At 52.2% G+C, this 24,553-nt stretch carries 20 protein-coding genes; 1 reads left to right on the top strand and 19 read right to left on the bottom strand.

Annotated elements, in window-relative coordinates; translation table 11 throughout:
- Positions 1 to 61: 61 nt before the first annotated feature.
- The 14 genes from gspF to LPB67_RS05020 form a co-directional block, all read right to left on the bottom strand.
- Positions 62 to 1,282, bottom strand: a complete 1,221-nt coding sequence (gspF, locus tag LPB67_RS05085; RefSeq protein WP_262835960.1) for a type II secretion system inner membrane protein GspF — start codon at positions 1,280 to 1,282, stop codon at positions 62 to 64.
- 6 nt (positions 1,283 to 1,288) lie between these two features.
- A complete protein-coding gene (gene gspE, locus LPB67_RS05080) occupies positions 1,289 to 2,719 on the bottom strand; it encodes a type II secretion system ATPase GspE (RefSeq protein WP_262835959.1) in 1,431 nt (476 codons plus the stop codon).
- A 4-nt stretch (positions 2,720 to 2,723) separates the two neighbouring features.
- Positions 2,724 to 4,874 carry a type II secretion system secretin GspD gene (gspD, locus tag LPB67_RS05075; RefSeq protein ID WP_262835958.1) on the bottom strand — a complete coding sequence of 717 codons (2,151 nt, stop codon included), beginning with the start codon at positions 4,872 to 4,874 and terminating at the stop codon, positions 2,724 to 2,726.
- Entirely contained in the window at positions 4,871 to 5,647 is a 777-nt protein-coding gene (locus LPB67_RS05070) for a type II secretion system protein N (RefSeq protein ID WP_262835957.1), read from the bottom strand. The genes gspD and LPB67_RS05070 overlap by 4 nt, the downstream gene beginning before the upstream one ends.
- Before the next feature lie 4 nt (positions 5,648 to 5,651).
- A complete protein-coding gene (locus LPB67_RS05065; protein WP_262835956.1) occupies positions 5,652 to 6,155 on the bottom strand; it encodes a type II secretion system protein M in 504 nt (167 codons plus the stop codon).
- Positions 6,152 to 7,441 (bottom strand): type II secretion system protein GspL, encoded by a 1,290-nt coding sequence (gene gspL, locus LPB67_RS05060; protein WP_262835955.1) that lies wholly within the window; start codon positions 7,439 to 7,441, stop codon positions 6,152 to 6,154. The genes LPB67_RS05065 and gspL overlap by 4 nt, the downstream gene beginning before the upstream one ends.
- Before the next feature lie 74 nt (positions 7,442 to 7,515).
- Complete coding sequence (gene gspK / locus LPB67_RS05055) at positions 7,516 to 8,553, bottom strand: type II secretion system minor pseudopilin GspK (protein WP_262835954.1); 1,038 nt, start codon at positions 8,551 to 8,553, stop codon at positions 7,516 to 7,518.
- Entirely contained in the window at positions 8,550 to 9,203 is a 654-nt protein-coding gene (locus tag LPB67_RS05050) for a type II secretion system protein J (protein WP_262835953.1), read from the bottom strand. The genes gspK and LPB67_RS05050 overlap by 4 nt, the downstream gene beginning before the upstream one ends.
- Positions 9,193 to 9,594 carry a type II secretion system minor pseudopilin GspI gene (gene gspI, locus LPB67_RS05045; protein ID WP_262835952.1) on the bottom strand — a complete coding sequence of 134 codons (402 nt, stop codon included), beginning with the start codon at positions 9,592 to 9,594 and terminating at the stop codon, positions 9,193 to 9,195. The genes LPB67_RS05050 and gspI overlap by 11 nt, the downstream gene beginning before the upstream one ends.
- A 1-nt stretch (position 9,595) precedes the next feature.
- Entirely contained in the window at positions 9,596 to 10,081 is a 486-nt protein-coding gene (locus LPB67_RS05040; RefSeq protein WP_262835951.1) for a GspH/FimT family pseudopilin, read from the bottom strand.
- An 8-nt stretch (positions 10,082 to 10,089) separates the two neighbouring features.
- The gene (gene gspG / locus LPB67_RS05035) at positions 10,090 to 10,569 is read right to left on the bottom strand and encodes a type II secretion system major pseudopilin GspG (protein ID WP_262835950.1); all 480 of its coding nucleotides are present in this window, start codon (positions 10,567 to 10,569) and stop codon (positions 10,090 to 10,092) included.
- 301 nt (positions 10,570 to 10,870) lie between these two features.
- Positions 10,871 to 12,715 (bottom strand): M4 family metallopeptidase, encoded by a 1,845-nt coding sequence (locus LPB67_RS05030; protein WP_262835949.1) that lies wholly within the window; start codon positions 12,713 to 12,715, stop codon positions 10,871 to 10,873.
- 501 nt (positions 12,716 to 13,216) lie between these two features.
- Entirely contained in the window at positions 13,217 to 15,505 is a 2,289-nt protein-coding gene (locus LPB67_RS05025; RefSeq protein ID WP_262835948.1) for a xanthine dehydrogenase family protein molybdopterin-binding subunit, read from the bottom strand.
- 55 nt (positions 15,506 to 15,560) lie between these two features.
- Positions 15,561 to 15,752 (bottom strand): DUF1289 domain-containing protein, encoded by a 192-nt coding sequence (locus tag LPB67_RS05020; protein WP_262835947.1) that lies wholly within the window; start codon positions 15,750 to 15,752, stop codon positions 15,561 to 15,563.
- Positions 15,753 to 15,905: 153 nt separating this feature from the next.
- Between LPB67_RS05020 and LPB67_RS05015 the strand changes: the two genes are divergently transcribed.
- Positions 15,906 to 16,508, top strand: a complete 603-nt coding sequence (locus LPB67_RS05015; protein WP_262836170.1) for a MarC family protein — start codon at positions 15,906 to 15,908, stop codon at positions 16,506 to 16,508.
- Positions 16,509 to 16,886: 378 nt separating this feature from the next.
- Here LPB67_RS05015 and LPB67_RS05010 read toward each other — a convergent pair whose 3' ends face one another.
- From LPB67_RS05010 to clpB, 5 genes are all read right to left on the bottom strand, one after another.
- Positions 16,887 to 18,140, bottom strand: a complete 1,254-nt coding sequence (locus tag LPB67_RS05010; protein WP_262835946.1) for a CaiB/BaiF CoA transferase family protein — start codon at positions 18,138 to 18,140, stop codon at positions 16,887 to 16,889.
- Positions 18,141 to 18,144: 4 nt separating this feature from the next.
- Positions 18,145 to 18,741 carry a recombination mediator RecR gene (gene recR / locus LPB67_RS05005; RefSeq protein WP_262835945.1) on the bottom strand — a complete coding sequence of 199 codons (597 nt, stop codon included), beginning with the start codon at positions 18,739 to 18,741 and terminating at the stop codon, positions 18,145 to 18,147.
- Between the two features lie 141 nt (positions 18,742 to 18,882).
- Positions 18,883 to 19,209 carry a YbaB/EbfC family nucleoid-associated protein gene (locus tag LPB67_RS05000; protein WP_262835944.1) on the bottom strand — a complete coding sequence of 109 codons (327 nt, stop codon included), beginning with the start codon at positions 19,207 to 19,209 and terminating at the stop codon, positions 18,883 to 18,885.
- A 77-nt stretch (positions 19,210 to 19,286) separates the two neighbouring features.
- On the bottom strand, positions 19,287 to 21,629 hold the full coding sequence (dnaX, locus tag LPB67_RS04995) for a DNA polymerase III subunit gamma/tau (RefSeq protein ID WP_262835943.1): 2,343 nt from the start codon (positions 21,627 to 21,629) through the stop codon (positions 19,287 to 19,289).
- 309 nt (positions 21,630 to 21,938) lie between these two features.
- Positions 21,939 to 24,518 (bottom strand): ATP-dependent chaperone ClpB, encoded by a 2,580-nt coding sequence (gene clpB, locus LPB67_RS04990; RefSeq protein WP_262835942.1) that lies wholly within the window; start codon positions 24,516 to 24,518, stop codon positions 21,939 to 21,941.
- Positions 24,519 to 24,553 lie beyond the last annotated feature (35 nt).

Raw genomic sequence — 24,553 nt, 5'->3', positions numbered from 1 at the left:
CATTCCTTGTTAACTTGCCACTTGCCGCAATACACGCACAGGGTCCGCGGCAATAGTTACGTCATCGGACTAATTGATTAATTTCAATAATAGGCATCAGCACAGCAAGCACGATCAGCAAGACCACCACGCCCATGGCCAGGATCAATGCAGGCTCCAGTAAGCCGGCAATGGTCAGCGCACGGCGCTCCAGGTCTTGCTCCTGCGCGTTCGAGGCCCGCTCTAACATCGCGGGCAATTCACCGGTGACTTCACCGGCCCGTATCATATGGATCAGCATCGGCGGAAAATGCTTATGCGCAGAGAGCGCCCGCGCTAAACCCACGCCCTCGCGAACACTGGCAGTCGCTTCTTCAACCTGAGCCTGCATCGCAACATTGGATAAAGTCTCGCGGCTGGTTTGCAAAGCACGCAGTATCGGTACGCCTGATCCTGTGGTAATTGCCAAGGTATTGGCAAAGCGCGCAGTATTCAAGCTGCGCTCAAACTTGCCGTAAAGCGGAGCGGTCAGTAGCCAGGTATGCCAGCGCATTTTGACCTCCGGGTTTTTGAGCGCGGTACGCCAGCCCCAAAATGCTAACGCCACTACCGCCGCAACATAGATGCCGTAACTACGTACAAAATCGGAAATTGCCAGCATCATGACAGTCAGCAAGGGAAGTTTCTGTTTGGTATTGGCAAACACAGAGACGATCTGCGGCACCACATAAGTCAGCAAAAATATCACAATCAAAAAAGCGACGACGGTCACGATCGCGGGGTAAGTGAATGCCAGTTTTACTTTTTGAACCAGCGAATTACGTCGTTCTATGTAATCTGCCAGGCGCGACAGCACGCGCGACAAATGGCCGATTTGTTCGCCCGAGGCAACCAGCGCGCAATAGATATCGGCAAAATCGTTCGGATGCTGTTTCAGGGCATCGGACAAAGCGGCGCCGGCCATGACCTCGGAACGGATCGAGCCGATCAGGTCGCGGATATAACTACGCTCGGCCTGCTCCAGCAAGGCCGAAAATGATTGTTCAAGCGGCAGCCCTGCTTCCAGCAAACTGGCGAGCTGGCGTGTGAACAAAGCCAGTTCGACACTCGATAAATGTTCGCCAAACAAGCTGCGGCGTTTTTTGCCTTCCGCATCTAATTGATTGGAGATCGCATCGACAGAGATCGGCAAAAATCCCTGGCTGCGCAAATCCGCCCGCGCAGCGCGCGCGCTATCGGCGTTCACCACGCCTTTTTTGCTGGCGCCGTCCTGGTCAACGGCTTCGTATCGGAATGCAGGCACGGTCGGTTATTCTTTCGTCACACGCAGTAATTCTTCAGGTGTCGTAATGCCGGCACTGAGCCAGCGCTCGCCGTCCTCACGCATGGTCCGCATGCCATCGCGTTGCGCAGCGATACGGATTTCTGCCTCGGCAGCTTGATGATGAATTTGAGCGCGAATCTCTTCCGTAGTGAGCAGCAATTCATATACACCCACCCGCCCCTGGTAACCGGTATGTCCGCAATGTTCACAACCTTCGGCATGCCAGACCTTGCCATCGAATCGCTTGCAATGCACGCATAATTTCCTTACCAATCTTTGTGCAATCACGCCAAGCAAAGACGAAGAAAGCAGGAAAGGCTCAATTCCCATATCCAGCAAACGTGTGACAGCGGCGGCAGAATCGTTGGTGTGCAGGGTAGCCAACACCAGGTGACCTGTCAGCGAAGCCTGGACTGCGATTTGCGCGGTTTCTAAATCCCGGATCTCACCGATCATAATGACGTCGGGATCTTGCCGCAAGATCGCACGCAAGGCTTTTGCAAACGTCATATCGATACGCGCATTGACCTGCGTCTGGCCGACACCGGCTAGCTCATATTCGATAGGATCTTCGACTGTCAGGATATTCGTGGTACCGGCATTGATACGCGATAAGGCGGCATACAGGGTGGTGGTCTTGCCCGAACCGGTTGGCCCTGTCACCAGCACGATGCCATGCGGCTGGGCGATCAATTTATCAAATTGCGGCAACACGTCATCGCTCATACCCAGCTTGCTTAAATCGAGACGGCCGGCCTCTTTATCGAGCAAACGCAATACCGCACGTTCGCCATGACCGGTTGGCAAAGTAGAGACGCGCACATCGACGGGCTTGCCACCGATACGCAAGGTGATACGGCCATCTTGCGGCAAGCGTTTTTCGGCGATGTCGAGTTGCGCCATGATTTTGATACGGGAAATCAATGAAGCATGAATGCCCTTTTTTGGGCGAACGACATCGCGTAAAGAACCATCAATCCGAAAACGCACGACAGAAATTTGCTCAAAAGGCTCGATATGGATATCCGAGGCACCGTCTCTTAAGGCCTGCGTCAGTAAGGCATTGATCATGCGAATCACTGGCGCGTCATCGGCCGACTCCAGCAAATCTTCGATCGCCGGCATATCCGACATCAGCTTTGCCAAATCAAGATCCGATTCAACTTCGCCCACCACATCAGCCGCATCGCCGCCGGAACCCGCATACGCCTTGGCGATCAAATCCAATAAATCCGTGTGCGGCATCACCTGCAATTTAATCCGGCCAAAGCGGCGGCCAACCTCAGCGATGGCAGCAGGCTTGGTCTCGGTTGAGACCGCGAGTTCTACCGACGCGCTTTCCTTGGTCAGATCACGACTTGCCAGCACCGAAAAATCACGCGCAAATGCGTAAGGCAGTAAGCGGTTCTCTAGCATGCTCTTATTTACTCTCTTTGCTATCGGTCTTAGATTTATCAACCGATCCGGCGGCGGGGGCCTTAAATAGTTTGCCTTTCTCTATCTCTGGCAGCAACGCAGTCGCATCGGCCTGCTTGGTCGGTGCAATTTGTGCACGCATATAATCGTAACGATCTAAAGAGACATTATTGCTTTGCTCCGCATTGCGGATGACGATCGGGCGGATAAAAATCATCAGGCTCGTTTTGCCGCGCGACTTGGTTTGATATTTGAATAAATTACCTAAAACCGGGATTTCGCTCAGCAAAGGAACGCCTTCATTGGAGTCGTCAGTGGTATCTTTCATCAAACCGCCGAGCGCGATGATTTGGCCGTCATCGACCAGCACATTCGACTCAATCACGCTTTTGTTGGTAATTAACCCGGACGTGTTCACGACCGTTTTATCTACATTGGATACCTCTTGGTAGATATTCATTTTTATCGTGCCGCCATCGGATATCTGCGGTTTAACCTTCAATAACAGACCGACGTCTTTGCGCTCAACCGTCGTAAAGGGATTGACACCGCTACCGCCAGTGGATCCTGTCGAGGCATATTGCCCGGTAATGAATGGAACGTTTTGCCCGACACTGATTTTGGCTTCTTCGTTATCCAGCGTAATCAATGTAGGAATCGATAAAACATTACCGTTGCCATTCGACTCTAGTGCATGTGCGAGCGCCCCCAACCCCAACTGGCCATTGACTTGTTTAAACAAGCCTAGTGTCAATCCGGCACCTGGGAGAACCGAGCCTTTACCGGCGATTAAAGACGCCAGGTTATTACCGGGCACCGCGGCCTGGAATGAAGTGCTGCCACCAACCCGGTAATCGCTGTTTTTATCGCCTGACAATCCTAGCCACTGGATACCGAACTCGTTTTCCTTATTGGCTTTGATTTCTACAATTAAAGCCTCGACATACACTTGCGCACGCCGGGCATCGAGTTGATCGATGACGCCGCGTAAATTGCGATACACAGCGTCGCTCGCGGTAATAATGAGCGTATTAGTAGCGGCATCAGCCTGAATAAAGCCACCCGCTCCGCCCGAGGATAAACTGCTGGCGCTATTACTGCCGCTGGCAGCGCTTGGCGTGTTTGAGGCCGATGAAGTCAGGCCGCCAGTAGCACCGGTATTCGCGCCCATTGCCGGAGAAGAATTGGAGGACAGCGTTGAGCCGGAACTGGTCGGCAAAGAACTGTCTTGCGTATAAATGGAGCGCAATGTTTGCGCTAATTTCACCGCCTCAGCATTTTTCAGGTAGACCACGTGGACATTGCCAGGCAAGGTCGTTGGCTGATCCAGTTTGGCGATCAAGGATTTCAGCAAATTACCGCGGGCACTTGAGGGCGCCTTGATCATGATGGAATTGGTGCGCGGATCGGCCAGCAAAACCGCACGTCCGCCATCGGCCGACGGGCCGGCAGTTTCTGTCAGCTTGGCTACCATCGCCGCCAGGTCGCTGGCAATCGCATGTTTGACCGGAATGACGTCGACATCGTTTGAGGCGGGAACATCGAGCGCATTGATGATCTTGGTCAGGCGTTTGATATTGTCGGCATAGTCGGTAATCACGACGGAGTTATTACCCGGATTGGCATTGATGGTGTTATTCGGCGAAATCAGTGGTCGCAGCACAGTCACAATATTGTTGGCGGATTCATAGTTCAGGCGATAGATCTGCGTCGCAACCTGGTCGCCCTTCAGCGATTCGGCCTGAATAGGACCCGCCTGTAATTTGGCATCGGACTCAGGTACGACTTTTGAATAACCGTCGCCCGTCACCACCGAATAACCTTGCAGGCGCAGGCTGGATGTCAACAGCTTGAAGGCCTGATCTTTGGTTAAGGGCTTTTCCGACACCAGATTAATCTGCCCTTTCACCCGCGGATCGATGATGAACGTCACACCGGTATAGTGGCCGATCGCCTTGACCACCGACTCAATATCGGCACCGACAAAATTCAGCGCGGCAGTATTTTGCCCGGGATCCTGCGCATACACAGGAAGAGAACCAGAACATAAAAGGGTTGCACTCAATAGAGCAACCAGGGGAAGTCGGCGTAAATTGACGCCATGTTGTACCGATACATTCATCGCAGATCTTGCTTTCAATGGATTTTTTCTCATTTGAACTCTAACGCTATAACATCCTTATCGCCATCCCTACGGCGCTGCCCAAGCAAATTCAACAAATTTGCCAACCTGTCTTCCTGCCCTTTTTCTGCCATTGCCTTGCCGGAAAATTGAAATCGTCCATCGCGCAAACCGCCAACGCCGCTCAACAACAAAGGCCCTTTGCCGGTATTCAGCGCCAGATCAGCGGACTGACCTTTCCAATCGAAGGTCAGCAAATAACTGCCGAGTGGTTTAATCGCCGACAAACGCGATGCCATCTCATTCATCTCAAGGCGCATAGCGCCGATAATGTCGAGCTTTGCGCCCTGCCGATTAAATTGCAGGCTGTTCCAGGACAAACGCAATTGTCCTGATGGCCCAATCGTATTCAAAGGTGCGCCCAACCCTTCTAAACGCTCGGGCGGAATCATTAAGCTGGCGCTACTGACGGTCCATTGCGAGAGATTACCCGAGAGCGTCACAGGCTGCGAAAGCGCTGCCTGATTCTCGACGCTCACATCCAGCTGCCCCAGCAATAAAAAAGGCGAAATACGCCAGGTAAACCGTCCTGGCAGCAAGGGCGTCAGCGCGGCGTTGCCGCTTGGGGCGCCGCCAATAAATGCAGAGCCACGCCAAAAGCTGCCTTGCGCATCTCCCAGACTAATGCGTCCCGAGGTCTGTTTTTCGACCAACAAAGCCATCCAGCTTGCCGGCAAAAACACCAGCACGGTCAATATCACGCTAAGAAAAGCGGCAAGAATCCAGATGAATTTCTTTATCTTCATCATCTCACAGGGTATTCTTTTGCTGCTTCATCGTGAGTACGGCACTGACCTGGCCGCTCTCAGCTAATGCCGTCAATTTCGATTCTTCCACGGTCAGCCTGCTCGATTTTTGCACCTCCAACAGCCACTCCATCAAGCTGGGATAAGCGGCAGCAGAGATCTGCAACCTGACAATATCATCCGACACCGACAAATTTTGCGCCTTTAAACCACGGCGCGATAAGGATAGTTCGACCATCTCGCGCGAGACGGCATCCACATTTTCCGCCATGACAGTACCCAATTGGGCGCTTTGTTTACTCAACACGTCCATCTCGGCAACTTGCTGCTTTAATTGCGGAATGGCTTTTTGCAGTTGTTTTTTCCCCGACCAGGCTGGATCAATTCCGACAAAATACAGCAACGCTGCGACGATACTGGCGACACCGAGCAAGAGCATACGACGCTCGCGCGTTTCCAGTTGTTGCACATAGGAAGAGATCGTATCCATCAACCCAACAGCTTTCATTTCGGGCTCCCTGAAACCGGTTTAATTTGCAAAATTCCATCCTTGAATGAGACCAGCATCAGCGCCTGTTCTTGCAAGGACGTTTTTAACTGATCAGCTGCATTAAAGGATCTGGTCCTGACGAATAAATTGCGCTCTCTGTACTCCAGACCTAACACGCTGGCTCCCGGAACATTCGGTGCAAGGCGATCCCACACCTGTGCGAACTGGGCCGCCAGGACTACGAAATCATCCGGTGACGATTGACCCGACAATTTTTTTGCGACACTGATTTTTTGCTGCATTTGCGCCAGCGGGTCAATAATCACAGACTCTTTGGGATAGGCTGAACGATAGGCTTGGGTCATAGAGGCAGTCAGTGCTTGCGCCTCGCGTTTTAATGACCACCATTCAATATTCAGGCCAATCATATTGATGAGTAAAGCCGCCAATCCCAAACCCAAAGGCCAACGCCAGGTACGCCAATCGACTGAAGACTGGTTGAGCGCGCTGATCCCGGCCAGCAAATCCGGCGTGTTTGCATCGAGTCCGGCGATACGGTGTTTCCAATTAAGCGCTTGCAGGGTAAGGCGTTGAGAGAGGCCGGCATCCTGCGTTAGCGCCTGTTGAAATGCTTCCTGCGCTTTGACATCCAGGTAGACGGTTACTTCTGACTCTGGCACGAATAGGCTAAGCGCTTGCAAAGACTCGAACACGCCGGCCGCCTGCTGCCCGGCATCCGTTGAAATCGTCTGATCCAGTCCCAGACCCAGTCCGATATATGAGCCGTCAAACCGGTGTGCCGCAAATTCTATGATCGCGTTTTCATGATCCAGCAGGACGCTGGTCGCACCGGCACGATATTCCATTGCCATCTGGGATGGATAGGCATGGACTTTTTTGGCCCCGAAGGCCAATAAAGTCCGGTTGACTGATTCCATCCAGGCTTTATCAACTGCGGCCACCGTACAAATTCCGTCAACAATGCTGACCGGTTGCAAAATCACCTCGGACGCTTCCGTAGATAATTGATCTTCCAGCAGATTGGGTAAGGACATGCGCAATTTTGACGCAGCCATCGGCGGTACCTTCGCCTGCAACAAACTCACGTCACCGGCCGCCAGCAACAGCACAACCTGCCGTACTTGCATCAAGGTCGGTTTTAGCTGGCTCAGCGTCTGGCAGCCTTGCTGCTCTATCGTGCCGTTGGCAGACAGCGCTGCGAACGGTCTGGGTGAATGAGTCCAGTCCGCTGTCGCCTGGGCAGTGACTTTTGAAGGTAACAATATGTACAGTGTACTTGCCATAATCTATTTTTCTATCTGCGCAATTCAGCTCGCGCATCATGATGGTCCAACTGCTAAAACTACCAGCGCTTTATCTACAATTCGCGTATCCAAATAATTTTCGTCACAGTTTCATTACGCTCTATCAGGGAATTAAAGTTTAAAAATGACCTACTTAACCTGATCTTGCCGGAGACAATAAAAAACTCGGTAAATACAGCAATCTCACCCTCTGCAAGATTCGCAAGTTTATCCGCAAATCTTTGCTTGAAATCAGATATATCTAGAAATTCAGCTCTATCCCGGCTGGCGACAATCGCTGCCGCATCCGACATCGACAGCGATGAAATGCATGCCGCCAACACTTCTGCCGATGCTGTATTGACATTCAATTTGGTGGTGCGCGGCAACACAACCACAAAATCCCTTAGCTTTGCCAGGATCTCCGCATTAAATCCGGTAACCGATAACAAATCATCGATCTGAGTAAAGCGCAAGAATTGTACTTCAGGAACGATGTCTGTCGATGTCTGATTGGCATTACTTGCGGTATTCGTTGTAACTGTTGGATTTGAGCCACCGCCTTCTGCTGAATTATTCGGACTCTTACCCGTATTGTTATTTGCCACCGATTTTTTTTTCGGCTGGGATGCTGCAATGACATCGGCAGTTGCGGAAGCTAAAGAACTCTCCAAATGAATGTTGTTTAACAACCGCTGAAACGCCAGCACGGCCTTAGGATTGACCACGCCGTCTGTCGCCAGATTATTCAAATTAAATCGTGCTTGCGCATCGCTGATCTGGCCAGACAAGGTCGCCTCGCTAGCCTCGGTATCGGCGCGACCATTTTCCACATATTCATCGAGCCGGGTTTCTGCCAGATTGGTGGCCCATGCCTCTTTCAGGTGATCTACTTTACGGCCACGCCCATCTTCCCGCAAAATCAGGCGCGCCCAGTCAAGCGCGCCACGCAGCACCCATTTTTTTTGCAATTGAAGCCGTTGGTTTTCGATAGAACGGACTTGTACCTGCTGTTGCCAGAACAGGCTGGCGACTATCGTAATGGCCAGTGTAGTCAACAATAAGGCAGTTACCACCGCCACACCGGCTTGTTTTTGGCGACTGTTTCTCACGCAGCCCCCAATAAAAATACCTTCAACATCGCATGCTCCCTGCCGCGCAATTGCAGAGACATTTCCAGACCGCTTTTGAGCGGTATCGGTTTGCCCGCGCCGCCAGTCGTGCCTGCGGTATTGCGAGAGCTGTCAATATCGGTCCCGGCAACCCGCCAGCCATTTTCATCTTTATTCCAGGTGCGCATCGCAATCGATGCGACCTCATTTTGCAGTACCACAACGGGCATGGCATCCGTTTCATTCAAGGCACTTTGCCAATCGGCATCCAGCTGTTTTAAATCCCGGGTCGCACTCGATTCACGTCGCGTCAGGACACCATCAAGCAAGCGATAAGCGACTACCTGCAAACGCAAAGGCTGATTATCGTCAAATACGGTGCGGATCAAAAACAAACTTTGCTGGGATGCACGGAGGCTCTCATGTGTCGCCAACAGATCGACTCCGGCCAGATGCGCGCAATCATTTTCAAGTTGGGCAAAACTGATTTGCGTACCGCGCGATTGCTCGAGTTCATTGGTCAATCCAATTCGCGCCCTGACGATGCTATCGAGTCCGCGCCAGCCAAGTACCGCGACGATCGCCAAAATGGTGATGGCGACCAATAATTCTATTAATGTGAAGCCCGATTGTTTTTTTTCAGAGCGCATTGGGCACCACTTGCGTCAACTTGACAATACGGCGTTCCGCATGGGCGGCATCAAAAACATATACCTCTACTCGGCGAAACAAGGGGTTAGGTGTGCTTAGCACATGCTCTTCGCAAACCAGATTCAATTCGCCTTGCGGACAGGGGAAAGAACGTTCGCCCAAAGCCGGCCATTCACTACTAAGCCGGATTTGCGCCAAACGGTTTTCAGCGGACCAGCTCGCCATCATCGATGCACGTAAATCATTACTGTTCTGGGTCAAACTGCCGATTGCCCGCAAGCTGGCGCCAAGCGCGGTGCCGACAATGACCAGCGCAACCAGCACCTCCAGCAAAGTGAATCCAGAGGATGGGTTAAAGTGCGTTGCTTTCACGGAATAGTGGCGTCTCATATCACTCCACCAGAAAATGGCCGATGCCATCTGCCCGTATGAATACCTGATCTTCACCGACACTCATACTTAAGACGAAGGGTTTATCGACTGGCTCCCGGCCAAAAATAATGCGCAAACCCGCATTATCAATATTCGCCGCAGGACTGATGGTGAGTTGCACCGGGTTCATGACAAATTCGCGTTCACGCAACATATCTACATCGCGTAGCGGTTCCCAGCTTAATTCATTACGAACCAGGAAGTGATATAGATTTTGATCGGCTTCAAAAGCGATCGGTCTGTTGCGCACGATCGCCTCTTCGCGCGCCAACTGGAGCAATACCGCAATTCTTTGCGCGTCGGTTTGCAGTCGCTGCCGGCTACTTTGCATGGCGTTGAACGACACCGCGCCCAGCATGATGCCTGCGATGACCAATACCACCAACAACTCAAGCAGCGTAAAGCCTGCGTCATTGCGCGAAGTAAAACCTGGAGAAGCTTGCACTACGATCCTTATTGATCCCAGGAACCGATGTCGGCATCGTTACCAGTGCCACCGAGCTGACCATCTGCCCCCAATGAGAAGATATCGACCTCTCCTTTGATGCCAGGTGACAGGTATTGATAAGGATTACCCCATGGGTCTTTTGGTAATTTATCGATGTAGCCACCGGTTTTCCAGCCATTTGCTGCCGGTCCGCTAGTCGGCTTGACGATCAAGGCTTGCAAGCCTTGCTCCGTCGTTGGATAACGCTGATTGTCCAGGCGATAGAGTTTCAGTGCCTGCATCAAGGTGGAAATATCTTGTTTTGCAGCAGCGATGCGGGCGTCGTCCGTGCGCCCCATCAATTTCGGCACAACCAATGCAGCCAAAATCCCCATGATCACCACAACCACCATGATCTCAATCAAGGTAAATCCACTGTTGACTAACTTTCGGAATCGGGTCGGTTGGCGATTTAAATTACTTTGGATATCAGAATAGTGGTTCATAGAGAGAAATAAATTATAAAGATCGTAAACTCAGCAAAACATGTCTAAAAATTGATGTGACTCAATTATCCGATGAGCAGAGGACACACTCACATCAATAAGCTATCCCACGAAAATGTCACCGAATACATTATGCAGCAAATCTGTTCACAGAAGTTAGCTAGCAATTTCAAAAGCTATAACCAAAAAATTTCGGTAATCAGATCGGATCACAACGCAAGCGATACTCAATGCCACTCAAAAAAAATCCCGCTCATGCAGAGCGGGATGACTTACCTGTTAAAGAAGTGAATATATGCGATTAGTATGTTGCTACAAGCGAAACGCCGCTGATTGTCGAATATGCGTTCAACAATAAATAATACGTTCCAGCCGTCGGAGTGCTCACCGTAATTGTCTCAGTAGTAGTTGCACCATCAGACTTCTTTAAATACGAAGTTGTAGTTGGCGCTGATCCTAATTTGACGTAAATATCTGCATCGCCAGTTCCGCCATAAGTTTTGAAAGTCACGCTTGGACGACCGGAAGGTACGGTAATCGTATAGACTTTACTAGCGCCAGCGGCCAATGCGATCCCGCTTACGACCACGCCATTTGTCAACGGAGTTGTGGTCGATGTTGTGGCGCATGACACGCCAACTGCCTTGAAAGCCGCAGTCACATCGGCAACTGTATAAGCACGATTCGCTGCTGCTTTTTCTACACCGCATGCACCTTGATTAAAGGTACTGCCTGCAGTCCAGTACAGTCGGTTCGCATCTGCCATGACTTCAAACGCTTTACGGGTATTCCAGCCAGTTGTAGTGGCCAGCAGATAGAAGGCTTTGTTATACACGCCGCTCGAATTATGCACATCCAGGCTGCTGGTATAGTTAGCGGCATTATCGATAGAACGGCCGTCTAACGGCGGGTTGTACATATAGCGCAAAGCGCCGCTTGCCTTAAAGATATCGACGCCGACCTTGAAATCATTGGTTCCTCTGACGTAATATTTGACCGCTTCACCCGCCATATCCGAGAACGCTTCGTTCATACCGCCGGACATGCCGGAGTAAGTCAGATTCGAGTTTTGTTCGGTGAAACCATGGCTGACTTCGTGACCGGTCACATCCAGCGATGTCAGTGGGTAGAATGTCGAGGCACCGTCGCCAAAGTTCATCGAAGTACCGTCCCAGAATGCATTTTCGTAGGCGGAACCGTAATGCACCTTCATCGTCAGTTTTTGGCTGATAGGACGCACGCCCAGATAAGTCTGGTACATGTTGAAGACCTGGTTGCCGAAATAGTGCGCATCATTCATCGGTGAATAAGCGCCATTGATTGTTTTGACCGTATTGCGCGGGCAAGTGAATGTGTGCAAGGTACCGCTGCCGGTCGTTGCGCTATTCATGTTATAGGTATCCACATTCGTGCTGCTCAGCTTACAGGTGGAACCGCTCACCAGCACATCCAGATAGCCGAAACCGGCGGTGGTGCCATATTCATATTGACCGGTTTTCGCGTTACCGCCAGGGCCTGTGCCACTCAACGCGTGAGTGATGCCTTCCCATTTTTGCAATACAGCACCGGTATTGGCATCAAGGATAAAATAAGGACGGCTCGGTTTGTTTGGATTCGATGTATCCAGAAACGAAGTGACATAAATTAACTTGGCCACTTTATTTGCATCAAGTTGTACATATAACTTGGATTGCTCATTTTCAGTGGTCTGCGCTCTGGCCTGTGTTTTTGCCAAGGCCAGGGCCTGCGCTGAAGAATACAAAGGTTTTGCATTTGGCAGATCGTTACCGATATTGCGCAGCATTGCACCCGACAATGCCGGCTGTGCGACGCCAGGTGTTACATGCTCGACAACTCCCTCGCCCCATACCGGAATTCCTTGATGAAATTGCTGATAGCGAGTGACGACTTTGCCATCGGCATAAGTGTGGCTGCGCAAAGCTTGCAAATCGGAGCTGCTCATACCCAGTACGTCGTGAACTCGTGCTTGTCCTGTTAAAGATTTCACGGTGCTCACGGTCGCCGCTGGCGCGACGAAACCATCCAGATCAACGCGATCGGCTGCCATCGCATTGCAAGCACCTGCGACCAGTATTGCCAGTAGGGTTGGACGTAATGCGTGTTTCATTTTCAAAACCTGTTCCATTTTCTCTCCATGTTCAAATTGCCGTAGGGATTGTGTCCCCTATGAGTATTAGCCAACGCGGTAAGCGTTGAAATATGTCAATCTAAAAAAAACAAGTAGACCAGAGTAAGGGCTTTTGATCTGTTCCCAGCAAATACGCTGAAAATTCCTGCTGAATGATGAATCAAGCACATAAGCATTCAAGCACTATTGCCCAAGTAGTTGAATTACAGTAAATCAGACATGGAGGGAGTTGCAAATAAGCTCGTTGTTTTTCAACAATGAGAAAAATGAGGCGGATAATTTTTTACCAGAGAAAATTTTGGCAAACACCCGAATATGTCAACCAATGTTAAATAATTGCCTATTTGAAAATACAAATAAATGTAATTACCTGCATTTTAGTAAATAGCATTTTTATATTTTTAAACAAATGATTTTTCTGAAATTTAATCAAAAACAAGATTGGCGACTATGTCAGTTGATCAGGTCACTTCGAATCATTAAAGCAATCCGCCAAATTTAACTATTTTCTAGCCGCAGGGGCAGGCTTCTGAGACGTTGTCCCGTGAGTAAAAACACCGCATTCGCAACCGCTGGTGCGATGGGCGGGGTGCCTGGTTCGCCGATTCCTTCCGGCGGTTCTGCACTGGCAATAATGACGGTTTGAATTTCCGGCGCTTCATTCATTCTGAGCACGGGATAATCATGGAAGTTGCTCTGTTCAACCTGACCGGCTTTAATCGTGACCTCGCCATACAATGCCGCGCTCAGGCCAAAGATAATTGCCGATTCGATTTGCTGCATGATGATATTGGGATTGACCGCAATACCGCAATCAACCGCACAAGTCACTTTATGCACTTGAATCTGCTGGTCTTTGATCGATACTTCAGCAACCTGCGCCACAATCGAGCCGAACGACTGATGCAAGGCCAGGCCATGCGCACGCCCTTCCGGTACCGGTCCTGCCTTGTTCGCAGCAGCGTCCAGCACCCTCAGATAGCGCGGATGCCGGCCTAATAAAGCACGCCGGAAATCAAGCGGACTCTTTCCCGCGGCATGCGCCAATTCATCGATAAAACTCTCTTTGAAGAAGGCATTATGGGAATGTCCGACAGAGCGCCAATATCCCAATGGCACCACCGTAGGAACGATCACATGCGCGATTTTTTGATTGGGGAATTCGTAAGGCATATCGAACTCGCCCTCCGCCGTGGTCTTATCCGGACCCGCGCCGGGCAGGCCAAACGTACGCTGCAACACTTGCTGCGTGACCGAACCTGACGCTGACTTATTATCATAAGCAGTCACCACGCCATTCACATCCACTGTGGCGTTAAAACGAGCCAGAGCAGCAGGACGATACATGTCATGCGTCATATCTTCTTCCCTGGTCCAGATTAACTGGACCGGCAAGCCCTTGGTTTGCAGCGCCACCGTCACCGCCTGCACCACCATATCCACCTCCAGCCGACGGCCGAAGCCGCCGCCGAGGTATGTCATATGCAGGGCTACCTTATCCGACGAGATATTGGCGATTTTGGCAGCCACATCGACCGCAATACTCGGAACTTGCGTTGAAACCCAGAGATCAAGCTTGCCGTCTTTAAATTGCGCGGTGCAATTGATCGGCTCCATCGTGGCATGCGCTAAAAACGGCGCACGATACTCCGCTTTGATGGTTTTCGCAGCAGAAGACAGGGAACTCAGATCGCCTTGCTGATGATAGGTAAAACCAGATTCGCTATCGAGTTTATTTCCTAATTCTTTGAAAATATCGGCGGAGGACAAACTCGTGTTAACCCCGGCATTCCATTCTATCGGCAGGGCAAGCAAGGCTTTTTTTGCGCTCCAGTAGTTTTTTCCAACCACGACGACGCCGGCGACCGGATTGGCAGGATTGGCGTTTTGCAAATCGATGATTTGAACCGCATCGCCCAGGGGCTTGATTGCATCCGTATTGATTTTTTTGACGCTGCCACCGATGGTCGGGCTCATTTTAATTGCCGCATACAACAGGCCGGGAGGACGTACATCAATGCCGAAGATAGCGCTGCCATTGACCTTCGCTGCAGAATCGGTACGCGATTGCGGCGTGCCGATGACGGTAAATTCTTTGGGTTCTTTTAAACGTATTTCACCCGGCGTCGCATTGGCCGCCTTGGCAGCCAACTCACCATAACCGGCACTTTTGCCCGAAGCATGGATGACTTTACCATCACGCGTTTTACATTGGTCGGCAGGTACGCCCCAATCCTGCGCGGCCGCTGCAAGCAACATCGCCCGGGCGGTAGCACCCGCCTCGCGCATGGGCACCCAGGAGTCTTTGACGCTGGACGACCCGCCAGTGACCTGAAGACCCAACTCGCGAGCAAATTTCGCCGTCATCCAGCGAGCGCCATTTTTTATGCTTCCAGTATCGTCGGGATGAAATGGCAAGCCATCGGCAAGCATGGCAACGTTGCCATAAATTTTGTCAATAGGCGCATGCATGGGCTTGACCATATGCAGTGGCACATCAAGCTCCTCGGCGATCAGCATTTGCAAAGCCGTATGAATTCCCTGCCCCATCTCGCTCTTGTGCATGGCAACAGTGACACTGCCATCCCTGGCAATCTTGATCCAGCCGTTCAAACTGACTTCATCGTTGACCACAGGCAAAGCGTGAGTGCTGCGCAGCCGTTGACGCGGCGGCGTAAATCCCCAGCCGACAACCAGCGCGCCCGCAACGCCGAGCCCCCCTAAAATAAAACGCCGACGCGATTTCTTTTTTGGTTCCGCTTTTGCCTCTGCTTGTGCTTCTGCCATAGCGATGTCTCCGTGATTGTGATTTTTTATTGATTCGTATGGCCTGCTTAGCCGGTCAGGTATTCCGGCGCGGATAGCCCTCGGACAAAATCCTCTGCCACACGAGCTCTTTCTGCTGCTGCGTCATAAACACCCATTCAGCCACTTCAGCCACCGTCCTGCCGCAGCCTCTGCAAACATCATCGAAGGTGGTTGAACACACCGCGACGCATGGCGTATCAGGGCGTTCTTTTTTTTCAGTCGTCATTTCAGCTATAACCTGTTTCAAAATAATGCGGGCGTGCCGGAAGCGGCCGATTACCGCAATAGTAACGCGATTTCTACAATTCGCTTGAATGGCTTTGGCAATTCACATACGATGCTTTACGGACACATCAACGACATCAAAGCGAACAAAAATATGACGCAAGATTTCATTCAATCCTTCATCCTGCTGACCCTGGTCACCGATCCTTTTGGCAATGTTCCGATTTTTGTCAGCGCACTTTCCCATGTTTCGCCTGAGCGACGCTGGCGTGTCGTGGTACGTGAATGTGCGATTGCTTTTGCGTTATTGCTGCTGTTTATGTTTTTTGGCAGGCATTTTTTGACGGCGATGCAATTGTCGGATGCCTCGCTGCGCATCGGCGGCGGTGTGATTTTATTCTTGATCGCGTTGCGTATGGTGTTCCCGCAAGAAGGGGGAATTTTTGGAGATGTCGAAGAGGATCACGAGCCTTTCATCGTACCGCTCGCCATTCCTGCACTGGCAGGTCCCTCGGCCTTGGCTACCGTACTCTTGTTTTCATCGAGCAGCAAATTAGATATAGCGGTGCATGTGGCCGCACTGACGTCAGTCGCGGTGGTATGGCTGGTGGTGTTATTAAGCGCCGAACGCATGCAGCGGGTACTGGGCAAACGCGTGATGACTGCGTTTGAGCGCCTGATGGGATTGATCCTGACTGCCGCATCGGTAGAGATGCTGCTCGCAGGCATTCGGGATTATCTGAAAACCCTATCCTGATCGGGATTAGCTTCTTATATCGGCAAGCAAGACGATCTCTGTCCCCGCCGATTGACTGATCAAATCCTGCGCAAACAATTTACTATTGAAAGTAAAGTAGCCCAGTAAAAACAGCACTAACGCGATAGCAAATTGTTTAAAAAATTGACGATTCATCCTATGCCTTTGCTTTGTTAAGTAGGGTTTATGCAAGACGGCAAGCTGCTTGCGACTGTTTACATTGAACCCGCAAGCTGGATGCGGCTTTCAGAGGCATTTCGCGCCAACAGCCGCACCCGGCTTGCGGATTCGTTTTGATATCCACATGCATGGAAGCAGTTCATCTTGCTTTTCTCCGTGTCTCGGTGGTGAGTGGCTTTGGTTGTTGCGTAAGTCCTATTAAATAATCTTGTCGTGTTCTAACTGATCTATCTCGGACTCTGTATAACCAAGCTGCCGCAATAGCTCCCGATTATGCTGGCCCAGCGTCGGCCCCAGCCAATTGGTTTGCCCAGGCGTCTCGGACATCTTCGGCGAGATTGCCGGCAATTTCACCGGCGTGCCGTCGGCAAATGCATGTTGCTCAAACATATTCCGCGCCAGAAACTGCGGGTCGCCCATCATGTCGCGGACAGAATAAATTTTCCCTACCGGCACATCGGCTTTTTGCAACATAGTGAGAGCGCCGTCTATCGTTTGTCGCTGACACCATGCACTGATTGCTGCATCGATTTCCGCAGTACGGGGTACCCGGCCATCATTGCGGGCCAGGCCAGGATCATTTGCCATATCGTCCCGCTCAATCGCTGTCATCAAGCGCTTGAAAATCGCATCGCCGTTGCCTGCAATGACGATATTCTCGCCATCGCCTGTCGTGTAAGTATTCGAGGGTACGATCCCCGGCAGAGCACCGCCTGTGCGTTCGCGCACCACACCGGCATGATCAAATTCCGGCACCAGTGATTCCATCAGATTGAAGACGGATTCATACAAGGCCACATCGACCATCTGCCCCTGCCCTGCAACGCAATCGGCACCTTGCTTGCCATTCCAGCGGCCACCGGTTGCATCGCGATGACGCAAGGCCATCATGCCGCCAATCACGCCGTGTAAAGCAGCGACCGAATCCCCTATCGAGATACCGACGCGCACAGGCGGGCGATCCGGATGACCGGAGACATAACGCAAGCCGCCCATGGATTCGCCAATCGCGCCAAAACCCGGCAAATCCCTCATCGGCCCAGTCTGACCGTATCCCGACAAACGCACCATGATGGTCGCCGGATTAATTGCTTTCAGGCTGTCGTAACCAAGCTGCCACTTTTCCAGCACGCCGGGCCGGTAGTTTTCGATAATAATGTCCGCATCGAGCGCCAGACGCCGCGCGATCGCCTGCGCCTGCGCTTGCTTCAGATTGAGCGTAAGACTTTTCTTGTTACGCGCCTGAACGCTCCACCATAATGAAGTACCGTCTTTCAGGACGCGCCATTGACGTAGCGGATCACCGCCGTCGGGCGACTCTATCTTGATCACTTCCGCACCGAATTCCGCCAGCATACGCGCGCAGAACGGACCGGCAATCAGCGTACCCAATTCCAATACTTTGATGCCTGCCAAGGGACCTGAAGATTTTTTCTCTGCGGACTCAGTCATAAGTTTAAGTAGTACGACGGTCTAACATAGCACGGGCAATCGTGCCGGCATCGACGTATTCAAGCTCGCCGCCAACCGGTACGCCGCGCGCCAGGCGGCTGGCTTTGAGGCCTCGCGCCTTCAGCATCTCACCGATGTAATGCGCAGTCGCCTCGCCTTCATTGGTGAAATTAGTGGCGAGCACCACCTCGCTCACCAGGCCGTCCGTTGCCCGGACGATCAGCTTCTCAAGATGAATATCTTTGGGGCCGACGCCATCCAGAGGCGACAAGCGTCCCATCAAAACAAAGTACAGGCCTTTATACATCATGGTCTGCTCTATCATCATCTGATCCGACGGCGTCTCCACCACGCACAGCAAGGAGGCGTCGCGCTCAGGGTCAAGACAGGTTTCGCACACGTCGTTTTCGGTAAAGGTATTGCACATCGCGCAGTGATGAATTTTTTCAACCGCCTGCATCAATGCCCGTCCCAATTGCGCCGCGCCATCGCGGTCGTGCTGCAGCAGATGGTAAGCCATGCGCTGCGCCGACTTCGGACCGACGCCGGGCAGGCGACGCAAGGCTTCTGCGAGGATTTCAAGACTGGTCTGGGGTTTCACGTAGGAGAAAGTGGCTGTAGGTTATGAGCGGGAAGGGAATACAAAATTTTGCGGCGGATCGGCGTCTTGCTTGTGCCGTTTGGGTGACTTGCGGTAGCGCAGAGAGCAAGCTCTCCGCAAGATTCAACGCATAAAATTACATCAGAATGGCATCTTGAAGCCAGGCGGCATTGGCATGCCGGCGGTCAATGCCGACATTTTTTCAGCCGAAGTCGCTTCTGCTTTACGCACTGCATCGTTGAATGCAGCAGCAACCAGATCTTCCAGCATGTCTTTGTCATCGCCCAGTAAGGACGGATCAATCGTGACGCGCTTGACATCGTTTTTGCAGGTCATGACCACTTTGACCAGGCCGGCGCCGGATTGGCCCTCGACTTCGACCAAGGCCAGTTGATCCTGGGCTTTTTTCATATTGTCTTGCATTGCTTGCGCTTGCTTCATCAAGCCTGCGAGTTGATTCTTCATCATGCTACTTCTCCTAAAACAATTTCAAAAATGTTGACAAATCTGTGTCTGGTGCAGTTATTTGCTGCAAGCCGGCCCAATCAGATCGGTTTGATACTGCCCGTCACGATTGTCGCGCCGAATTCTCGCATTAAACTCTGTATGAAGGAATCGCTTTGTATCGATTTTTCTGCCCGCTGCTGGCGCTCCGCACGCTCTGCCAGCGCCTGCGCATTCGCAGTCTGTTCAACCGCGCCGATTTTGGTTTCTACCTTGACCGGCTTTGCAAAACGCTCGACTAATGCCATCTCTAATTTCTCTACGCTGCCAGACGACAATAAAGTCTGCAAAGGCACGCGCAATTGAAACACGAAGGTATTGCCGTTGATCTGACATTGGATCAATTCACTTTGCTGCGCTAACTGTTGCGCTACCCCGCGCATAGGCAGGCTCGCCGCCAGATTCGGCCAATGGCCGTCCCAGTTCAATTCGGGGATCGGCATCAATTCAGCCGATCGCACCAGCTGTTCGGCAGGCCCGGCAGCTACCGTCGCCGACGCAGGCATGTCAGGTGCTAGCAAAGCCTCTGCCGATTTACCGGCGGCAGGAGTTTGCCGCGGCGCTACCGGGGCGCGGACCGCCAGGTCAGCCGGCGCAAAATCATCGTCAAATGGACCGGCATGGAACTGCGCTGGCGGCTCATCCGCCGTAGTTGCATAGCTTGCCGCCATCATGTCTTCATCCCAGGGAGGCGGCATGTCGTTCATCGCTGCAGCCGGACTCGCCGCTTTGACTTGAGCAAGCGGTGCTGCCGGTGCGGCGACTGACTGGGTTGCCGCCATCGATAGTGGCGCGGCCACAGTTGCCGGAACGGGAACAGCAGGCTGGGACGAAGCAGCCCTGGCTGCGGCTGCACGACTTCCTGCCGTTGATTTATTCAAGCCTGCGGCAGCCAATGCTGCTGCTCTTGCCGACATGGCGGGCACAGCAGGCGGTACCGGCGGGGCGGCTGGAGCTACGGGAATTACAGAAGGAGTTACATTAGCAATGGATTCCGGCGCAGGGGCTAAAGCAACTACCGATGCCACTACAGAAGATACTGGAGAAAGCGCGACCTGCACCGGTGAATCCGATGCGCCAGCAAAGCCTGCAGCAGTTTTCACTACCGGAGCAAACGCATCTGATGAAGCCTTGGTTACAGCTTGACTTACAGCAGACGCCTGAGCGATGGCTTGGCTCGATGGCTGAACAGAGGCAGACATCACCGGCGGCGCGGGACGCTGGGGTGCGCGACCTGCCGGAGCAGCGCCTGAACCACCAGCGCCAGAACCGCTTACCTCGCTATCCGATGGCCGGAACGCCAGCAAACGCAATAGAGTCATGCTAAAACCGGCATACTCATCCGGCGCCAGCGCCAGTTCATTACGGCCATGCACGGCGATCTGGTAAAACAATTGAATTTCTTCTTTGCCAAACAAAGTCGCCAGTCGCAATACATCCTCGCGCTCAGGAACATCGTCGGCGACCGCCTCAGGCACCATTTGCGCAATCGCAATCTGATGCAGCAAACTGCCTAAATCTTGTAACGCCGCTTTATAGGACAGGCTACGTGCCGCCATTTCATCGGCGACATCGAGTAATGCCTGACCGTCCTTGATTGCCAGGGCATCCAGCAAGCGTATCAAATACGATTGATCCAATGCGCCCAACATGCCTTGCACCGCTTCCAGCGTGACTTTGCCGGCGGCATAAGCGATCGATTGGTCAGTCAGCGACAAGGCGTCACGCATGGAACCATGCGCTCCTTGCGCCAGCAAGCGTAGCGCCGGTACTTCAAAGTCGATGTGTTCTTGTCCGAGGATATTTTCCAGATGCGAGACGATATGTCCGGGCGGCATCTGTTTCAAATTGAATTGCAGGCAGCGGGATAAGACAGTAACGGGAATTTTTTGCGGATCGGTGGTCGCCAGGATGAACTTGACATGCTCAGGCGGTTCTTCCAGGGTCTTCAACATCGAGTTGAAGGCATGGTTGGTCAGCATGTGCACCTCGTCGATCATGTAGACCTTGAAGCGCGCATTCGACGGTGCGTATACTGCCTGCTCCAGCAGGGACGCCATTTCATCGACGCCACGATTCGATGCGGCATCCATTTCGATATAGTCCACAAAACGTCCGGCATCAATCGCCGTACAGGCTTCACAGACACCGCAAGGATGGGCAGTGATGCCGCCATTGCCATCAACGCCCCGGCAATTAAAGGATTTGGCGAGAATACGCGAGAGCGTGGTTTTGCCGACTCCGCGAGTACCCGTGAACAGATACGCATGGTGCAGCCTTTGCTGCTCCAAAGCATGAGATAAGGCACGAACCACGTGCTCTTGCCCAACCAGCGTTTGAAAGCTTTTGGGGCGATATTTTCGGGCGAGAACTTGATATGACATGACGAGATTTTACCTTATTCCACTGACGCATCCTGTTTTGATTTTGGCACTTCAATTCATGTTGAGGGGAAATTATAAGTGCTGGAATCTGTCAGGCAGAATAAGATTTTGCTGTCAGGCGGGTTTTATCATCGAACATCCTCTTGCATACCCATGAACGACAATGATTTTTCCCCGATACCAATCTGGTTTAATTTTGTTGATTGACAGTAAAAACCTATATGACAGGTAAGCAATATTCAATTGGCAAAACTTGACCGACAAAGAAATAGGATACTCACCCCTCTTCCGGGCAAGCATCCCATCTCCCTATTTATTGAACACAAGATGACCTTGCTCAACATCGACCTGTATCACATCTTTCGGTCCGAACTTACCTTGCAGCAGCATCTTCGATAAAGGATTTTCTATCTCTTGCTGTATCGCCCGTTTCAATGGCCGCGCGCCATACACGGGATCGAAACCGGCCTCGGCGATTTTCTGCAAAGCAGCGTCGCTGACTTGCAAACCCATCTCCATCTGCACCAGACGTTGCTCAAGTTCATGCAACTGGATTCTCGCAATGGCGCCGATATTTTTTGCATCGAGTGCATGGAATACCACGATCTCATCAATCCGGTTAACGAACTCGGGCCGGAAATGTGCTTTCACTTCGCCCATCACGGCCATCTTGATGACGCTGGGGTCGCTATCCTCCATGGCCTGAATCTGGTGCGAGCCGAGATTCGAGGTCATGACTATCACCGTATTTTTAAAATCGACGGTACGCCCCTGTCCATCGGTCATGCGGCCATCGTCGAGCACTTGCAGCAAGACGTTAAACACATCGTGATGCGCTTTTTCGACCTCATCGAGCAAGATCACGCTGTAGGGTTTGCGACGCACGGCTTCGGTCAGATAACCGCCCTCTTCGTAGCCGACATAGCCCGGAGGCGCACCGATCAGGCGTGCGACAGAATGCTTCTCCATGAATTCACTCATATCGATGCGAATCAGGGATTCCTCGGTATCGAACATGAAGCCGGCAAGCGCCTTGCACAACTCGGTTTTACCGACCCCTGTCGGGCCGAGGAACAAGAACGATCCATACGGCCGACCCGGATCGCCCAGGCCGGCGCGGGAACGGCGGATCGCGTCCGAGACTGCGCCGATAGCCTCATCCTGCCCGACCACACGCTTATGTAATTCCTCTTCCATATGCAGGAGTTTCTCGCGTTCTCCCTGCATCATGCGCGAGACGGGAATACCCGTGGCCCGCGACACGATTTCAGCGATCTCTTCGGCGCCGACCTGGGTACGCAAGAGTTTCATCTTGCCCTGGTTATTGGTCTGGTTTGCATCTGCCTGTTTCAGTTGCGCTTCCAGTTCGGGCAAGCGACCGTACTGCAATTCGGACATGGTCTGCCAGTCGCCGCGACGTTTGGCATCCTCCATTTGCAGGCGGATCTTTTCTATCTCTTCCTTGATATGGGTACTGCCTTGGACAGTGGCTTTTTCGGATTTCCAGATTTCTTCCAGATCCGCATATTCACGCGATAATTTATTGATTTCGTCTTCGATCAGCACCAGGCGTTTTTTCGAGCCTTCGTCTTTTTCTTTCTTCACCGCTTCGCGCTCGATTTTCAACTGGATCAGGCGACGATCGAGCTTGTCCATGAGCTCGGGTTTGGAGTCAATTTCAATCTTGATTTTTGCCGCGGCTTCGTCAATCAGATCGATGGCCTTGTCAGGCAAAAAACGGTCTGTGATATAGCGGTGCGACAACTCCGCCGCAGCGATAATCGCCGGGTCGGTAATATCGACGCCATGATGAACTTCGTACTTTTCTTGCAGGCCGCGCAAAATCGCAATCGTCGCCTCGACACTAGGTTCGTCAACGATGATTTTCTGGAAGCGGCGTTCGAGCGCGGCATCCTTTTCTATGTATTTACGATACTCATCGAGCGTGGTCGCACCGACGCAATGCAGTTCGCCGCGCGCCAGTGCGGGCTTGAGCATATTGCCGGCATCCATCGCACCCTCGGCCTTGCCTGCGCCGACCATGGTGTGCAGCTCATCGATGAAGACGATGGTTTGTCCTTCGTCCAGCGCGATTTCTTTGAGCACCGCTTTGAGACGCTCTTCAAATTCGCCACGGAATTTAGCGCCGGCGAGCAAAGCCGCCATATCGAGCGACAACACGCGCTTGGACTTCAGGCTATCCGGCACTTCACCATTCACAATACGTTGCGCGAGCCCTTCGACAATCGCGGTTTTACCGACGCCCGGCTCACCGATCAGGACCGGATTATTTTTGCTGCGACGTTGCAATACCTGGATCGCGCGACGAATCTCATCATCGCGACCGATCACGGGATCGAGCTTGCCTAGACGGGCACGCTCGGTCAGGTCGAGCGTATATTTTTTGAGCGCTTCGCGCTGTCCCTCCGCCTCTTGCGAATTGACGTTAGCGCCGCCGCGCACCGCTGCAATGGCGGCTTCCAGCGACTTGCGTGACAAGCCATTCTCACGGGCTAACTTGCCGGCTTCGGATTTATCATCGGCCAGGGCGAGCAAGACCATTTCGCTGGCGAGGAATTCATCGCCACGTTTCTGGGCTTCCTTGTCTGCCAGGTTCAGCAAGCCCATGAGTTCGCGGCCAATCTGCACCTGGCCATCGTTTCCCGTGACTTTTGCCAGGCGATCCAATGCGCTCTTCAAGGCATTGCTCAGTGCCGGCACATTCACACCGGCCCGTTGCAATAAAGAGCGACTGCCGCCATCATCCTGATTAATCAGCGCCAGCAAGACATGCACCGGCTCTATGTATTGGTTATCATTGCCGACAGCCTGACTTTGCGCATCAGCCAGCGCTTCCTGTAATTTTGTCGTGAGTTTATCGAGTCGCATCGTTTTCTCCTGAGATTCCGGCGATCAGCTCGCGC

This window comes from Undibacterium sp. Jales W-56, assembly GCF_025548535.1.
In the GTDB taxonomy this organism is placed as follows: Bacteria; Pseudomonadota; Gammaproteobacteria; order Burkholderiales; family Burkholderiaceae_D; genus Undibacterium.
The sequence above is the reverse complement of the archived record's forward strand: the minus strand, read 5'-3'. Positions and strand labels throughout refer to the sequence as shown.

What these genes read in the sequence shown, in the direction of transcription:
- LPB67_RS05065 (WP_262835956.1), bottom strand. Translation starts at nt 6,155, where the DNA reads ATGAAAGCTGTTGGGTTGATGGATACGATCTCTTCCTATGTGCAACAA.
- LPB67_RS05030 (WP_262835949.1), bottom strand. Translation starts at nt 12,715, where the DNA reads ATGGAACAGGTTTTGAAAATGAAACACGCATTACGTCCAACCCTACTG.
- gspL (WP_262835955.1), bottom strand. Translation starts at nt 7,441, where the DNA reads ATGGCAAGTACACTGTACATATTGTTACCTTCAAAAGTCACTGCCCAG.
- LPB67_RS05025 (WP_262835948.1), bottom strand. Translation starts at nt 15,505, where the DNA reads ATGGCAGAAGCACAAGCAGAGGCAAAAGCGGAACCAAAAAAGAAATCG.
- clpB (WP_262835942.1), bottom strand. Translation starts at nt 24,518, where the DNA reads ATGCGACTCGATAAACTCACGACAAAATTACAGGAAGCGCTGGCTGAT.
- gspI (WP_262835952.1), bottom strand. Translation starts at nt 9,594, where the DNA reads ATGAGACGCCACTATTCCGTGAAAGCAACGCACTTTAACCCATCCTCT.
- LPB67_RS05070 (WP_262835957.1), bottom strand. Translation starts at nt 5,647, where the DNA reads ATGAAGATAAAGAAATTCATCTGGATTCTTGCCGCTTTTCTTAGCGTG.
- LPB67_RS05000 (WP_262835944.1), bottom strand. Translation starts at nt 19,209, where the DNA reads ATGATGAAGAATCAACTCGCAGGCTTGATGAAGCAAGCGCAAGCAATG.
- LPB67_RS05015 (WP_262836170.1), top strand. Translation starts at nt 15,906, where the DNA reads ATGACGCAAGATTTCATTCAATCCTTCATCCTGCTGACCCTGGTCACC.
- dnaX (WP_262835943.1), bottom strand. Translation starts at nt 21,629, where the DNA reads ATGTCATATCAAGTTCTCGCCCGAAAATATCGCCCCAAAAGCTTTCAA.
- gspD (WP_262835958.1), bottom strand. Translation starts at nt 4,874, where the DNA reads ATGAGAAAAAATCCATTGAAAGCAAGATCTGCGATGAATGTATCGGTA.
- gspG (WP_262835950.1), bottom strand. Translation starts at nt 10,569, where the DNA reads ATGAACCACTATTCTGATATCCAAAGTAATTTAAATCGCCAACCGACC.
- gspE (WP_262835959.1), bottom strand. Translation starts at nt 2,719, where the DNA reads ATGCTAGAGAACCGCTTACTGCCTTACGCATTTGCGCGTGATTTTTCG.
- LPB67_RS05050 (WP_262835953.1), bottom strand. Translation starts at nt 9,203, where the DNA reads ATGCGCTCTGAAAAAAAACAATCGGGCTTCACATTAATAGAATTATTG.
- LPB67_RS05020 (WP_262835947.1), bottom strand. Translation starts at nt 15,752, where the DNA reads ATGACGACTGAAAAAAAAGAACGCCCTGATACGCCATGCGTCGCGGTG.
- LPB67_RS05010 (WP_262835946.1), bottom strand. Translation starts at nt 18,140, where the DNA reads ATGACTGAGTCCGCAGAGAAAAAATCTTCAGGTCCCTTGGCAGGCATC.